The 14,492-nt window shown below is 39.5% G+C and carries 14 protein-coding genes, 1 riboswitch and 1 other annotated feature; of the genes, 1 reads left to right on the top strand and 13 read right to left on the bottom strand.

From position 1 onward, the window contains the following. Positions 1–47: 47 nt before the first annotated feature. From CGC63_RS12865 to CGC63_RS12900, 9 genes are all read right to left on the bottom strand, one after another. Positions 48–761, bottom strand: coding sequence for a SigF/SigG family RNA polymerase sporulation sigma factor (locus CGC63_RS12865; protein WP_003022851.1), 714 nt, complete (start codon positions 759–761; stop codon positions 48–50). Positions 762–770: 9 nt separating this feature from the next. After that, positions 771–1,214: an anti-sigma F factor gene (spoIIAB, locus tag CGC63_RS12870; RefSeq protein ID WP_003022852.1), complete on the bottom strand. Its 444-nt coding sequence runs from the start codon at positions 1,212–1,214 to the stop codon at positions 771–773. 10 nt (positions 1,215–1,224) lie between these two features. Then, entirely contained in the window at positions 1,225–1,617 is a 393-nt protein-coding gene (locus CGC63_RS12875) for an STAS domain-containing protein (RefSeq protein ID WP_003022855.1), read from the bottom strand. 14 nt (positions 1,618–1,631) lie between these two features. Continuing rightward, positions 1,632–1,937 carry a hypothetical protein gene (locus tag CGC63_RS12880; RefSeq protein WP_003022857.1) on the bottom strand — a complete coding sequence of 102 codons (306 nt, stop codon included), beginning with the start codon at positions 1,935–1,937 and terminating at the stop codon, positions 1,632–1,634. A gap of 42 nt (positions 1,938–1,979) precedes the next feature. Further along, positions 1,980–3,473, bottom strand: coding sequence for a tetratricopeptide repeat protein (locus CGC63_RS12885; protein WP_003022860.1), 1,494 nt, complete (start codon positions 3,471–3,473; stop codon positions 1,980–1,982). Positions 3,474–3,482: 9 nt separating this feature from the next. Beyond that, the gene (locus CGC63_RS15475) at positions 3,483–3,632 is read right to left on the bottom strand and encodes a hypothetical protein (protein ID WP_003022863.1); all 150 of its coding nucleotides are present in this window, start codon (positions 3,630–3,632) and stop codon (positions 3,483–3,485) included. Beyond that, positions 3,625–4,926, bottom strand: coding sequence for a bifunctional folylpolyglutamate synthase/dihydrofolate synthase (locus CGC63_RS12890; protein ID WP_003022866.1), 1,302 nt, complete (start codon positions 4,924–4,926; stop codon positions 3,625–3,627). The genes CGC63_RS15475 and CGC63_RS12890 overlap by 8 nt, the downstream gene beginning before the upstream one ends. 134 nt (positions 4,927–5,060) lie before the next feature. After that, a complete protein-coding gene (locus CGC63_RS12895) occupies positions 5,061–7,142 on the bottom strand; it encodes a sulfatase-like hydrolase/transferase (RefSeq protein ID WP_003022869.1) in 2,082 nt (693 codons plus the stop codon). Positions 7,143–7,229: 87 nt separating this feature from the next. After that, positions 7,230–9,875, bottom strand: coding sequence for a valine--tRNA ligase (locus CGC63_RS12900; RefSeq protein WP_003022872.1), 2,646 nt, complete (start codon positions 9,873–9,875; stop codon positions 7,230–7,232). A 69-nt stretch (positions 9,876–9,944) separates the two neighbouring features. Further along, positions 9,945–10,156 (bottom strand) — a binding site (T-box leader). Positions 10,157–10,569: 413 nt separating this feature from the next. Here CGC63_RS12900 and CGC63_RS12905 point away from each other — a divergent pair. Continuing rightward, the gene (locus tag CGC63_RS12905) at positions 10,570–11,634 is read left to right on the top strand and encodes an endonuclease/exonuclease/phosphatase family protein (protein ID WP_003022875.1); all 1,065 of its coding nucleotides are present in this window, start codon (positions 10,570–10,572) and stop codon (positions 11,632–11,634) included. Between the two features lie 58 nt (positions 11,635–11,692). Here the strand turns inward: CGC63_RS12905 and CGC63_RS12910 are convergent, their stop codons facing one another. The 4 genes from CGC63_RS12910 to CGC63_RS12925 all read right to left on the bottom strand — a co-directional run bounded on the left by CGC63_RS12910 (position 11,693) and on the right by CGC63_RS12925 (position 14,489). Further along, positions 11,693–12,490, bottom strand: coding sequence for a DUF2705 family protein (locus tag CGC63_RS12910; RefSeq protein WP_003022877.1), 798 nt, complete (start codon positions 12,488–12,490; stop codon positions 11,693–11,695). Next, on the bottom strand, positions 12,490–13,371 hold the full coding sequence (locus CGC63_RS12915) for an ABC transporter ATP-binding protein (protein WP_003022881.1): 882 nt from the start codon (positions 13,369–13,371) through the stop codon (positions 12,490–12,492). The genes CGC63_RS12910 and CGC63_RS12915 overlap by 1 nt, the downstream gene beginning before the upstream one ends. Positions 13,372–13,798: 427 nt before the next feature. Further along, positions 13,799–13,994, bottom strand: a riboswitch (cobalamin riboswitch). A gap of 35 nt (positions 13,995–14,029) precedes the next feature. Then, the gene (locus tag CGC63_RS12920) at positions 14,030–14,233 is read right to left on the bottom strand and encodes an alpha/beta-type small acid-soluble spore protein (protein WP_003022884.1); all 204 of its coding nucleotides are present in this window, start codon (positions 14,231–14,233) and stop codon (positions 14,030–14,032) included. A gap of 70 nt (positions 14,234–14,303) precedes the next feature. Beyond that, positions 14,304–14,489, bottom strand: coding sequence for a PspC domain-containing protein (locus CGC63_RS12925; RefSeq protein WP_009246533.1), 186 nt, complete (start codon positions 14,487–14,489; stop codon positions 14,304–14,306). Positions 14,490–14,492: the final 3 nt, after the last annotated feature.

Genomic DNA, 14,492 nt, shown 5'->3' on the forward strand with positions numbered 1-14,492 from the left:
GACAACCTCCTTACATTACTAAGGAGTATTATGTCCAAATTTTCGCTTTATATCCGTTCTCTTAATGCCTTTAAAATTTTCTTTTCCAGTCTGGAAACCTGTACCTGAGACATTCCCATCATTTTGGCAATGCTGGTTTGTGTCTTCTCTTTAAAAAAGCGCAGATAAATCAGCTCTCTTTCTCTGGCATTTAAGCTCCCCAATATATCTTCTAAAAGAAGCTTGTCCAAAACCTCCTCCTGTTCATCTTTTTCATAAGGCAGCTTATCCTCCAAAGCAATATCGCTGCCATCGCTTTGATAAATGGTCTTCTGCAAGGACTCCACCTGTGCCGAAGACTCCATCGCCATAATCAGTTCTTCTTCTGATACAGACAATTCCTTTGCAATTTCCTCCATAGACGGCTCCTGCCCCGTTTTCATCAGCAATTCTTCCCTGACTGCATAAGCCTTTCCCGCTGCCTCTTTTAAGGAACGGCTCACCTTTACCATACCGTCATCTCTTAAAAAACGTTTAATTTCTCCTGTTATCATAGGCACTGCGTATGTGGAAAACCTCACTTCATAGCTTAAATCAAATTTGTCTATGGCTTTTAAAAGTCCGATACAGCCTATCTGTACTAAGTCTTCCAACTCAGCCCCTCTATTTTGAAATCTTCTGGCAATACTATGTACCAGCCCCATATTTTTCTCTGTAAGTATATCTCTTGCGCTCTTATCTCCTTGGTGTGCACGCCCGATAAGGGCAAGGATATCATCCATACAGCCCTCCTACTCAAAGACGTCTTTCTGTCTGCCGATTGTTTTTTTCATGGTTACGGTTGTCCCTTCGCCAAGTCTGGACTCTACAAGTACCTCGTCCATAAAAGCTTCCATAAAAGCAAATCCCATTCCCGACCTGTCCTGCTCAGGCTTTGTAGTAAAAAGAGGCTGCATTGCCTTTTCCACATCTTCAATTCCTTTTCCTTTGTCCTGTACCACTACCGTTAATTCTCTTTGAAAGCGGCTGCATTCTATGGTAATCATATCTGTCTCTTTTTGATACGCATGCACGATACAGTTTGTAATTGCCTCCGATACGGCTGTTTTTATGTCTGCGACCTCCTCCAGTGTAGGATTTAACTGTGTGCTGAACGCAGCCACCGCAATTCTTGCCAGTCCCTCATTGCAGGAACGACTTTCTACCTCCAGAACCATTTTATTATCCCGGTTCATAATCTCCCCCCTATCTCACTCTATAATTCCATACCGGCTCCTGACTGATTTCAATGTGCTTGTAAATACCGGAAAGCTGCATAATCTTCAAAACTCTGTCATTTACATGGATTGCTGCCACCGTCCCCTTGCTGTAACTTAAAATCCGCTTTCTGCCCATTATCATGCCAATTCCCGAACTGTCCATAAAACCCGTTTCCGAAAAATCAAACACCAGCTGCTTTATCAACCCCTTATCCAGCTCCTTATCCACCTGCGGGGTAATCTGCTCTGCAAAATGATGGTCTAATTCCTTTGGAACATACACAATCAACTGATTTCCACGCTTCTTAATTCTATCCTCCATCTTCACTATCACCCTTTCATTTATAAGCATCATTTCTACATACAAATTTAAACTCATTTATCACTTTTTTTCTATTTTATAATTTTATCACCAACAACTATATTATTAATTTCCTTCTCTGTTTTGCATAAATAACTTATATCCATTTCCAGATGCAGGCGCAGTATTCCAATGGCAAACAATGCAGAATATTTTCGCAGTTTTTGGATGTATAGTGATGTTTTGGAAGCCGTGTCTGAGTGCATCAGCACGAGTTTGGCGGACAAAACATCATTAGGCGACGCAGAAAAACTAGAAAATAACTGCGTTTGCCGTGGGATATCTGAGCCAATATCAAAAGCAAATGGTTTTTTATGTAAAACAGCAAAAAGACGCATACTTCCCGTATACGCCTTTTCTCCAAGGTTTTTCTTCTGTATTTATTCTTCTATGGTTTCCCCTGACTGTATTTCTCCGTCTGTCTCTCCCCCGTCTTCCGTTGGGACTTCTCCGTCTCCTTCACCTTCTGCCGGAGCTTGGTCAGAACCGCCGTTTGCCTCCAGATAATCCTTTGCATCGGAAGCTGCTTTTGTTCCGGGGAATTCATCTATAATTTTCTGATACCACTGATTTGCGTTTTCTTTATCGCCTTTTTTGTCATAGGCCTGTGCTAACTGGAACATGGTATTTTTATCCTGTTTTCCAATATTCAGAGCTTTTTCCAAGCCGGCGATGGCGGTATCATAATCTCCGCTTTCCAAAGCAGCCGAAGCTTCATTTACATATTTTTTGCGCACCGTAGAACCTACGGATTTCATAATGCTGTCATACATGCTCTTTGCTTCTACGGAAAGAAGCTCTGCATTAACGCCTTCAATGGCATTGGCTGCTGTATCGGAATTTCCTTCCTGATGTGCCTGCCACGCTTTTATGAGGTTTTCATAAGCCGCTGCCTTTTCTCCTGCTTCCTGAATTTGCGTCTGCGCTGTATTGACAGACTCGGTTGAAGCCTCCATCTCCTCCTGCATACGGGCAAGCTCCGCAGATATGGTTGCCATTTTTCCGCTGTATTCCACAACCTTTTTGTTGGCTTCCTGATTGATTTTCTGTGTCTTTGCAGGCACAATCAAAAACCAGAGAGCCGCAGCGCCTACCAAAAGCCCCAAAAGCAGGTTTACCAAGGTATTGGTAATGCTCTTTTCTTTATATTCCGGCGGCTGAATAATGGTATCATTGCCGGACTTATATACAATACTTCCGTTTTGCTTTTCATCCTCTTTTTCTCTCATTTTAAAACGAGAGTCCAGATTTGTAGCTCTGCCTGTCTGCTCCTCAATTTCTCTTAAAAAACGAAGAGTCGTGGTATTGGTCTTATCAATCTTTGCCGCTGCTTTCAGTTGTTTTCTGGCTTTCTCATACTCACCCTCATGAATATAAATAAGCGCCAGTAAATGATAACCTTTAATCAGCTTTGGATTGTTAGTAAGCACTTTTTTCAGCTGCATTTTCGCCATATCCAGATTACCGTTTCGGCAATATTCCAGACATTGATTATATTTTTTAATGCTTGTATTAATCATATCAAGGCGATTGGTATTTTTTTGCAGCTTGTCAATATATGCGCTTGCCAGATTGCCCTCAGGCATCATATTTTTGCTGATTACCCATTCGCTTAAGGCAGCAACCACTTCTCCCGTTTCAAAATATACCAGACCAAGAAGATTTCTTGCCTGTATATTCATTTTATTCATTTTCAGACTTCGTTTCAAGCAGGTAATTGCTCCTGATAAATCCCGAATTTGAGCCTTTTCAAGTCCCTGATTATAATAAAAATTGGATAAAGCATCGATTTTCTTCAGTGCCTTTACATTACATCCGCATTTCGGGCAATAATCAGAAGCTGTCAGTACTGTTTGACATACAACACAATTCATCGTCTACTCCTATTTCTCAGATGTTTTATGATTATCCCGCATCATTTCTTTCAGAATATCAATGACATCTGTCAAATCCTGTTTATAAATTGCCCCTTCTGCATCGTCTACATCCAAACACGGCTGAAACTTCTTTAGTTCTTCCTCGTAATTAATCATGTACTCTCCTCCTTACATAGTCCTTAATCTCCCCTACAAGATATAAAGAACCTACCACGAACAGCAGCCCGTCTTTTTTCAGCTTATAAGCCTCTTCAAAAGCTTTTTCCGGATTTGTTTCCACCAAAACGTTTTCACATCCGTTTTCCTTGAACAGTCCAGCAAGCTCCAAAGCTGACTGTTTTCTGCTTCCCCAGATTTCTGTTGTCACAACATTGGTAAAATGAAGCCCGTCACAGATTTTTGCAATCATATCAGGAAACTCCTTGTCAGAAACCGTGGTAAATAACAATGTAATTTCATAATCCTTCTGGAAATGACGAACAGTCTCTACAAACTTTGCAATGCCGTCCTCATTATGCGCTCCGTCTACAATGACACCGGGAAGTATGGTTTCCATACGCCCCTGCCAGCGGGTATTTTTCATACCATGCACCAACTCTGCCTTTTCCATACCATGATATTCCTTCAAAACACCCATGGTTTCCAGAGCCAGAGAAGCGTTCATCATCTGATATTTTGCAGTAAAAGGAACAAATAATTCCGTGTCCCCATAAGCAGCTGAACGGCTGATAAAATGAATTCCTTCCGGTGTAAAATCCAAAAGCTTCTGGTTTTCTTCTTTCACTTCACACCAAGGACATCCTAACTCATGCGCTCTCTTTTTTATTACTTCTGCCGCTTCCTGATTATTTCCGTCAAAGATTACCGGAACCTGCGGTTTTATAATTCCTGCCTTTTCTCCTGCAATCTGTGCAATGGTATTTCCCAAATATTCTACATGGTCAAGGCTAATGGATGTAATCACACAGGCAATAGGATTTAATACAGCGTTTGTAGCATCCAGTCTTCCACCTAAACCGGTTTCCAAAATGATATAATCCACATTTTCCTTCTGGAAAATCACCATTCCCATAAGGAAAAGAAATTCAAAATAAGTAGGATGATAATCTCCTGCCTCTAAAAGCTCATCTGCCAGCTTTTTCACACGTAAAAAGGCTTCTAAAAAGGCCTCGTCCGAAACCATTACCTCGTTAATCTGAAAACGCTCATTAATTTTTACAAGATGAGGAGATGTGAATAACCCGCATCGAAAACCGTGGGCTTCCAACATGGTAGAAAGAAAAGCACAGACACTTCCCTTTCCGTTTGTTCCTGCAACATGAATAATTTTTCTATCTTTATCAGGGCTGTCCAGCATATCCAGACATTTCCTGGTGTGTTCTAATTTATTTTTCGTTGTAAACTTCGGTATATCTTCTATATAATTTACCGCTTCGTCATAAGTAAACAAGCTATCCCTCCTGTTCTGAAAACATAAGCTACCGCACTAAGACTTTGCCTAATGCGGTAGCCTCATATCAATTACCATTATAATGGAGTGGAAAGAATATGCAAGCAAATTATGTCGGTCAGAAAAATTTTCTTTTATTCCTCTTTTTCCTTCTGACTTTCTTCTGTCACAGCGGTTTCCGGCTCTTCCGTGACAATCAATTCCAACTCTGCGCTTGAACTTCCTTCGATTGGTTCATGGTAAATATACTTTTCTGTTCTTGTAAGCACTCTGTGGGTAGAACTGTTGCTTCGCATTGCAACATCTACAACATCCCCTTCTTTTAAGGCGGTGTTTAACAAAAGCAATGTATTTTCATCTACAAAATTCGCCTCTGCCAATTCCCCGTTTATTTCCATAAATGAGGACTGTGTAAAGTTTGCGCCTTTGATATAATACTGTGTTTCACCCAGAGTATCAATTCCATGAAGCTCTGCTTCCTTTACACCCAAATGTGTTTTTGTTCTCTGGAAAGGATTTTTCCCTCCGTATGTGTATTTTTCACCATATAAAATATCATATTGGAGCGTTTCTAAATCCACCTGATAATTTTTTGTATTTCTTCTTGCCTGATGGAAACGGAAAATATTTCCCTCATGAATACCGACTCTGTCCATAACCTCGGCTGCAATCTGATAAGCTGCCAGATTTTTATCTTTCTTTTCCAGTCCCATATTGTCCCAAATCACATACTGTGTCTGGAAAAGATATTTATTTTTTACATCGGTAACCTTCAGTCCCATAGTCGGAAGATGGTCTCCATACATAACCAACACAACGTCTTCATCCAGCTTGGAAAGCTCGTCTGTCAGCTCTTTTACAAACTGATCCATTTCATAAATCTGGTTGCAATAATACTCCCATTTATAATTTTCTGCCTGCGTACTTGAGCCTTTTACTGTAATCTTTGGATTTTCCAATACCGGTTCTTCAGGATAATCTCCATGTCCCTGTACGGAAATCGTGTATACATAATCCGGCTGCGGTGTGGACTCCATTGCTTCCAGAATATATCTGGTCAGGTTTCTGTCACGCATCCAGTCATTAGGATTAGTATCGTCCTGTGTTGCCATGTATTCCTCCGAAGTAAAGGTATCAAATCCCAGATTTGCAAAAACATTTTTTCTTCCATAGAAATTCGCTTCGTTATTATGAATTGCATGAGTTCCGTAACCCAGCCCCTTTAATACATAAGGAGCGCTTTCACAGGTGGTTTCTTTCAAAATACTTTTATACGGATATTCACCCGGTCCAAAATAACGCATGCTCATTCCGGTAATAGACTCAAACTCTGTATTGGCTGTACCCGCCCCTACGGAAGGAACTTTAAAGTAACCGGAAGAATAATCATTCATCATTTTTCTGAAATTCGGAATAGGGTCTTCCGATACCTCCAGATACTCTACCAAAGTCGGGTCAAAAAAGGACTCCAACTGTAAAAACAGAATATTTGGTCTTTTCTCCCCTGTTTCTGCCAGATTTTCCTCACTTTTCTGAATTTCATCAATGACACCCTTGGAATATTCTCTCGGTGAAGAAATTCCTGTGTTAAACACAGTGGTTGCCAGACAATAGGGGTATCCATAATCCTCGTAAGCAAAAGCAATGTTTCCAAAATAGTTGGAAAGCACCCTCTTTTCCAATGCCAATTTTGTTGTGCCCGCAAAAGCGAGAACCCCTGCAATAATCAAAGGCACATTGACCTTATAGCTGAGTTTTCCCTGATATTTCGGTCCTTTTATAAACAAAATAATCAAACCGATAATCGCAATAACCGCTACAATCATTACTACCCAGAAAAAGAAAGGTGACAAATATCTGTCTGCAATCTGGACAGCATCTGTAATCATGTGTAAGTCAGGACCGGTAAACGGCGTAACACGTGTAGTAAGCAGCACACCGTTAATAATTCCAAGTCCCATCCAGAAAATAAACAAAATCGTTCGCACAAACACACGTCTGCGGAACAGATATACAATCAATGTAGTGGTAAATATGAGAAACGCATTGTAAAAGAATACCAACGGGCGTTCCTGTAAAAATTCCCACGCATTCCAGATAGAATGTCTGGACATTGCTTCAATAAAGAAATATCCCACACAGACTGCCAGCATTTGCAGAGGAACAGAAAACATATTAAGGTATTTCAGACAAAATACTTTTTTTATTTCTTTCATAAAATTTATTCTCCTTAATAGCAATGAGAACAGGGGTGTACGACTGTAAAAGCCTTATCCCCCTGTCCCTGATTTGTGCCTAAAGAATTACTGAAGCTGTGCCAGACGCTCTTTCACCTGTTCCATCATGTTGGTATAGCGTTCTAATTTTTCACGCTCCTCCTGCACCTTGCTCTCCGGCGCTTTGCTGATAAAACGCTCATTATTCAGCATACCGTTTACACGTGCAAGCTCTTTTTCCAGTTTTTCTTCTTCTTTCTTCAATCTCTCAATTTCTTTTTCAATGTCTACCAGTTCTGCAAACGGCATATAAATTACTGCGTTGCCGATTACCGCTGATACTGCATCTTCTGCAATTCCCTCTTTGTCAGCCTGTACGAAAACTTCGCTTGCATAGCCAAGTGTAGCAAAGAAAACTTTTCCGCTTTCAAATATTTCTCTGACTGCTGCTTCCTCAGAAACAACGAATACCTTTGCTTTTTTGCTTGGCGGAACGTTCATACCTGTACGAACATTACGAATTCCTCTTACGGCTTCCTTAATTGTTTCCACTGCTTCTTCATCTGCTGCAAAATCCCACTCTTCTGTAAATTCCGGCCATGCAGAAATCATAATAGATTCTTCTTCCGGACAAAGTGTACAGTAAATTTCTTCTGTAATAAAAGGCATATATGGATGAAGGAGCTTTAATGCATTGCTTAAAACTGTTTTCAATGTCCAAAGGGCTGCTGCCTTTGTAGTATCTTCATCATTATAAAGACGTGGTTTTACCATTTCAATATACCAGTCACAGAATTCTTCCCAGATAAAGTCATATACTTTCTGAACTGCAATTCCCAGTTCGTATTTATCCAGATTTTCTGTTACTTCTTTTGCCAGTGTATTTACTTTGGATAAAATCCATTTATCTGCGCCTGTCAATGTCTGTAAATCAATATTCTTTGGAATATCTGCTTTTTCCAAATTCATCATGATAAATCTGGAAGCATTCCATACCTTATTAGCAAAGTTTCTGCTTGCTTCTATACGTTCCCAGTAAAAACGCATATCATTTCCCGGTGCATTACCTGTCATCAAAGTAAGACGCAGCGCATCTGCTCCGTATTTGTCAATAACTTCCAATGGGTCAATACCGTTTCCAAGAGATTTACTCATCTTACGTCCCTGAGAGTCTCTTACCAGACCATGAATTAAAACATGGTGGAATGGTGTTTTGCCTGTCTGTTCCAGACCTGAAAATACCATACGGATTACCCAGAAGAAAATAATGTCATATCCTGTTACCAGAACGTCTGTAGGATAGAAATATTCCATTTCCTCTGTTTTTTCCGGCCAGCCTAAAGTAGAAAATGGCCAGAGTGCTGAAGAGAACCATGTGTCCAGTGTATCCTCATCCTGATGGAGATGTGTGCATCCACACTTCGGACATTTTTCCGGCATTTCTCTTGCAACTACAGTTTCCCCACATTCATCGCAGTAGTATGCAGGAATTCTGTGTCCCCACCATAACTGACGGGAAATACACCAGTCTCTGATATTTTCCAGCCAGTGCATATATGTCTTGTCAAAACGTTCCGGAACAAACTGTAATTCTCCGTTTTTCAGAGTTTCAATGGCAGCTTCTCCCATTTCTTTCATTCTTACAAACCACTGTGGCTTAATCATCGGTTCTACGGTTGTCTTACAACGGTCATGTGTACCAACGCTGTGAGAATGAGGAACTACTTTTACTAAAAGTCCCTGTGCTTCCAAATCCGCTACCATCGCTTTTCTGGCTTCATAGCGGTCCATACCTGCATATTTTCCGCCCAGCTCATTGATAGTTGCATCATCATTCATAATGTTGATTTCTTCTAAGTTATGACGTTTTCCGACTTCAAAGTCGTTCGGGTCATGAGCCGGTGTGATTTTTACACATCCTGTTCCGAATTCTTTATCAACATATTCATCTGCGATTACAGGAATTTCTCTGTCTGTCAAAGGCAGCTTCAGCATTTTTCCAACCAGATGTTTGTATCTTTCATCTTCCGGATTTACTGCAACTGCGGTATCGCCTAATAAGGTTTCCGGTCTTGTTGTAGCGATTTCTACGAACTGACCTTCTTCTCCTGCTACCGGATAATTGATATGCCAGAAAAATCCATCCTGGTCCTCATGCTCTACCTCTGCGTCAGAAATAGAAGTCTGACATACAGGACACCAGTTAATAATTCTGGAGCCTTTATAAATATATCCTTTTTCATATAATTTAATGAAAACTTCCTGTACTGCTTTAGAACAGCCCTCGTCCATAGTAAAACGTTCTCTGTCCCAGTCAGCAGAAGCACCCAGCTTTTTCAGCTGATTGATAATCTTTCCGCCGTATTCTTCTTTCCATTCCCAAGCATGTTTTAAGAATTCTTCTCTGCCGATTTCATTCTTATCAATGCCCTGCTCTTTTAATTTTTCAATAACCTTTACTTCCGTAGCAATAGCTGCATGGTCTGTTCCCGGCTGCCACAGCGCTTCGTATCCCTGCATTCTCTTAAAACGAATAAGGATATCCTGCATGGTTTCGTCTAATGCGTGTCCCATGTGAAGCTGTCCTGTAACATTTGGCGGCGGCATAACAATGGTAAATGGTTTTTTGTCTCTGTTTACCTCTGCATGAAAATATTTGTTATCCAGCCATTTTTGATAAATACGATCCTCTAATCCTTTCGGATCATAAGTCTTTGCAAGTTCCTTGCTCATGGTTTCCTCCTCTTAGGTTATAAAGGGTAAAAAAATACCCTTCATAACCATTTCTTCTATAAAATAGTTACAAAGGGCGATTATTCATCGCGGTACCACCTTTATTTATCACTCAAAAGTCCTTTAACGCTGACGATGCGTGAAAGCCTACCAAAGTTTCCTCCTTCAGCCTCCCGGTTCAAAAGCTACCTTCCATCCATTTCCCTTGAGCTGCCTTCCAGCCGCTGAGCTGCTCTCTCTGTAAGTTTCCTGAATGTACTCCTCTTTCTCATTACCTTTACTTGCATTTTATCATAAGCATAAACCCCTGATTTGTCAAGACAGGAAATTCTAAAAACTTTCTAATCAATATTAAAACTGTTCTTTCCCATCTGTTTGTGTTACAATTTTTATAATGTAAGGGTTGTAGAAAAACAAAGTTCGGAACAATCCAGCAAGTATATTTTAATTTCAAAATATAATTAAAAAACAGCAGCTATAAGCTCCGTGTTTCCTTCCAAACGATTTGGCATATTTTCGCAGTTTTTCGAGCATAGCGATGCTTTGGAAGCCGTGTTTGAGTGCTATTGCACGAGTTTGGCGTACAAAGTATTTCTAAGCGGCGCAGAAAAACAAGAAAATAGTCATGTTTGAAAGGAAACACGGAGACAGTATCTGGACTTTTAATTATAATTTTCACCACAGGAGGTGCTCTATGCCAAAATTTTCAAAGTTTTTTAAAGGATTGGGGATTGTTGTCCTCATTATCCTCATCCTCTTAGTCTGTGCGGTTCTATGGCTTACCATTCGGGAATATCGACCGGAGAAAGAAGAAGCTCTAAAAGTGCCCAAAAATACCCGTACACTGTCTTTAGATGACTCTCTGCGTATTATGACTTACAACATCGGATATGCAGGGCTTGATAAAAGCGAAGATTTCTTCATGGACGGCGGTTCCGAAGTACAGCCGGACAGTAAAGAACAAGTAGAAACAAACCTAACAGGTATTAAAAAGGTTCTTACGGAAAATCCTGCTGATGTTTACTTTCTTCAGGAGGTTGACAAAGACTCTAAACGTTCTTTTCATATTGATGAAACAGAATATTTAAAAAGCTCCTTAAATATGGAAGGTATTTTTGCTTATAATTTTAAATGCGATTTTGTTCCTTATCCCCTTCCGCCTATCGAAAAAGTAAACAGCGGTATCTTCACCATGACAGATTTAAAAGTAAACAGTGCTGCCCGCCTTGCACTTCCTGAGTCTTTCTCATGGCCTGTAAAAACATGTAACTTAAAACGCTGTATGCAGGAAACACGTATTCCGCTGGAAGGTACTGACGCAGAGCTGGTATTGATTAATTTCCATTTAGAGGCTTACGATGACGGTGACGGAAAAATTGCACAGAGTAAAATGCTGGCTGAAAAGCTATCTAAGGAATACGAAGCAGGAAACTACGTCATTGCAGGAGGCGATTTTAATCAGACTTTTGAAGGAATGGACAAATATCCCATTACCAACACAGAAAACTGGGTTCCCGGAATTATCGGTCAGGATACTCTTCCTGAACATTTTTCTTTTGCAGTTGATGATACTTATCCAACCTGCCGACTTTTAAATGCGCCTTATACCGGTTCTTATGAAACCTCACAGGTCTATGTCATTGACGGCTTTATTGTGTCGGATAATATAACGGTTTCTGATATTTCCGTCATCAACACGGACTTTGAATACACGGACCATCAGCCGGTGCAGATGGAAATTTCTTTAAAACCAGAATAATTTTTCCCAAAATGAGGTTATCGAAGTAAACGACGCTTACTGCAATAACCTCATTTTTCTACAAAGGCAAATCCCGTTTTTTAAATCCCATTATTCCTATCATGAAGAATATTCCTGCTAAAAGCCACAATATCCCTACATACGCAAATCCAACCCAATCATATTCCATTATTTTTTCAGCATCAAACAGCGTCAGCGGAGTAAAATATTTCAAAAATTCAATATCTTCATTTACCTGTGAAAGCATCTGAATTAAGAAAAATCCCAGTCCAATTCCCGCTCCCAGACCAACAGAAAACTTCATTTCATTAAACAGGCAGGCAAACAGAAAGCACATAGAAGCCAAAAATATTTCCAGAGAAGCCAATCCGAAATTCAACACCAGAAATTTCTCAATTTCCAGTTTTCCCTCAAACATAATCTCACTGCATATTATAATCAGCGCTACGGCATACAGAACCAGTAAAATCACTCCTGAAAGCAGGACTACAAGCTGTGTAACAATAATTTCGCTTCGGCTGTAATGCGTATTTAATAAATATGCCATAGAACCTTTTTCCATATACTTAGAAACTAATTTGTAACACATAATGATGATGTAAATAAACGGAATAATCACTAAAATAAATCCATATAAATAATTATTCAAAAAATCCAGCAGTGTAACTCCCGGATTTTCCATACCAAATGCAGCAAAAAATTCCGGCATGCTCTCTGCCATGGCGTTTATTCCGGTCCCTACTTCCGGGTCATACATTGCAGTAATGATACCGGAATAAAGAGTAACAATCCCCATAAACAACAGCAATATTTTATAATTGGATTTTATTTCTCTTTTTAACAATGGTATACTCATCACTTTTCCTCCTTGTAATAACGCAAAAAAACTTCTTCCAACGTCTGGTTTCTGACAGCAATATCCTGCACCTCGTACCGGCTTAACTGCTTAATCAATTCATCTACTTGATTTTTTAAAGACAGAAAAACTGTATTCTCCCTTCTTTGACTGTCAGAATATAAGCCTTGAAAGTTTTCTGCACTTTTTATATCAGAAAAAGTAATTTCATAATGCTTCACTCTGTTATTTTTTATCTTATGTATATCTTCATCTGCGACAATTTTTCCGTCTTTTATCATAACCACTCGGTCACAGGTATTTTCCACTTCTTCAAAAATATGCGAAGACATTAAAATTGTTTTTCCAGCATCCTTCTCCCTTTTAATCAGCTCTACAAACTTGTTCTGCATAATCGGGTCTAATCCCGTAGTCGGTTCATCTAAAATTAAAATCGGCACGTTCTGCATAAAAGCAATAATCAATCCGATTTTTTGCTTCATACCCTTAGACATCTTTTTAATCTTAACCTGTGTATCGATTTCCAAATATTCCGTTAGTTCTCTCGCATACGTCAGGTCTTTCATCTTCTTCATTTTCGCCATAAATTCAATAAACTCTTTTCCTGACATATTGTCCATAAAAGCAATTTCGCCCGGAAGATATCCCACCTTCATCTGAACACAAGAAGCATTGCGAAAACAATCCATGTTTAAAATCTGTGCCCTTCCTTTTTGTGGGCTTATAAATCCCATAAGATGTCTGATGGTTGTAGTCTTTCCTGCTCCATTAGAGCCTAAAAATCCCACAACTTCACCTTCTTTCACAGAAAATGACACATCAAAAATTCCTTTTTTATTTCCATAATCCTTGGTCAGATTTTCAATTTCTATTACAGCCATCCATTCCCCTCCCTATCATTCTGCTCTCTACTTTTTATTATTTTCTTATTATACAAAAGCAAAGTTTCCCGGACAAGAGTAAGAATGTTATGACAGAATTTCTATCACGTAAAAAGACTGCATATCTCTCGATACACAGTCCTATAAAAATATGAAATATTGTTTCCTGATGAAGTGCCCTGACTTTAGTCACGAATTATTCTGTTCCTGCGGAGGATGCGCCGTTTTGTCTGTTGCGGGAAAACAAAACTTTGTAAAACAGGAGTTCAGAAGCAGGACACCTCACCTGCCATTTAATCAACGCATAATTCTATAAGTTCAGGTTCTTACCTTTCGGCATTCCATAAAAAAATCCACCTTCATCATGAAAGTGGAATCATCTACTGTAACTCACAGTATGAGGGATTCAAACTTTGCACGGAAGTTTTCACCTTACTGCTATTAAGCAGGTTTCCTGACTCATGGTTCATTGCTTTGCTTCTCCTTCTCGTATCAAAATACAATGGATTATTGAAGCATTGCTCCCCAAATACAGTGACCGGATCGCTCAGGATTCTCACCTGATTCCCTTTTCACCGGCGTTGTGCGGTCAACGCAGATGCACTTAATAGGTTTATGGAATTATACAACACAATAATACCATTCCATATACCCACAGTCAAGCATTTTTCTTTCTCTCATTTTCCCGTTTTCGCTTTGTCATAAGTCCGCCTATACGCCCGGTTTCTTTTGCTGACAGACTTTTCCATCCACTGTCTAAAACCTTATCTAAAAGTCCTAATTCCTCTGCGATTTCATATTTTACTTTCTCTTCTTCCGGAATATTATTCAAATCAATTTTTTCTTCTTTTTTCTTTGCCATAAAAAAGCCACACTCCTTTCTTCTTTGGAGTATGGCCTTAATTTACAGTTTTATACAAAGAAACCTGCTTTTATTTTGGAATTACGATTGCTGCAATGATATAAGCGATAATTCCTGTTCCAAATCCCATGCAGGTAAGAATAATCCATGCAAGACGGATTAAAGTAGGATCAATATTGAAATATTCTGCGATACCTCCGCAAACACCTGCTAACATACAATTTGTTGATGAACGATATAATCTTTTATCTGACATAAT

The sequence above is a fragment of the Blautia hansenii DSM 20583 genome (genome assembly GCF_002222595.2).
Taxonomy (GTDB): Bacteria; Bacillota; Clostridia; order Lachnospirales; family Lachnospiraceae; genus Blautia; species Blautia hansenii.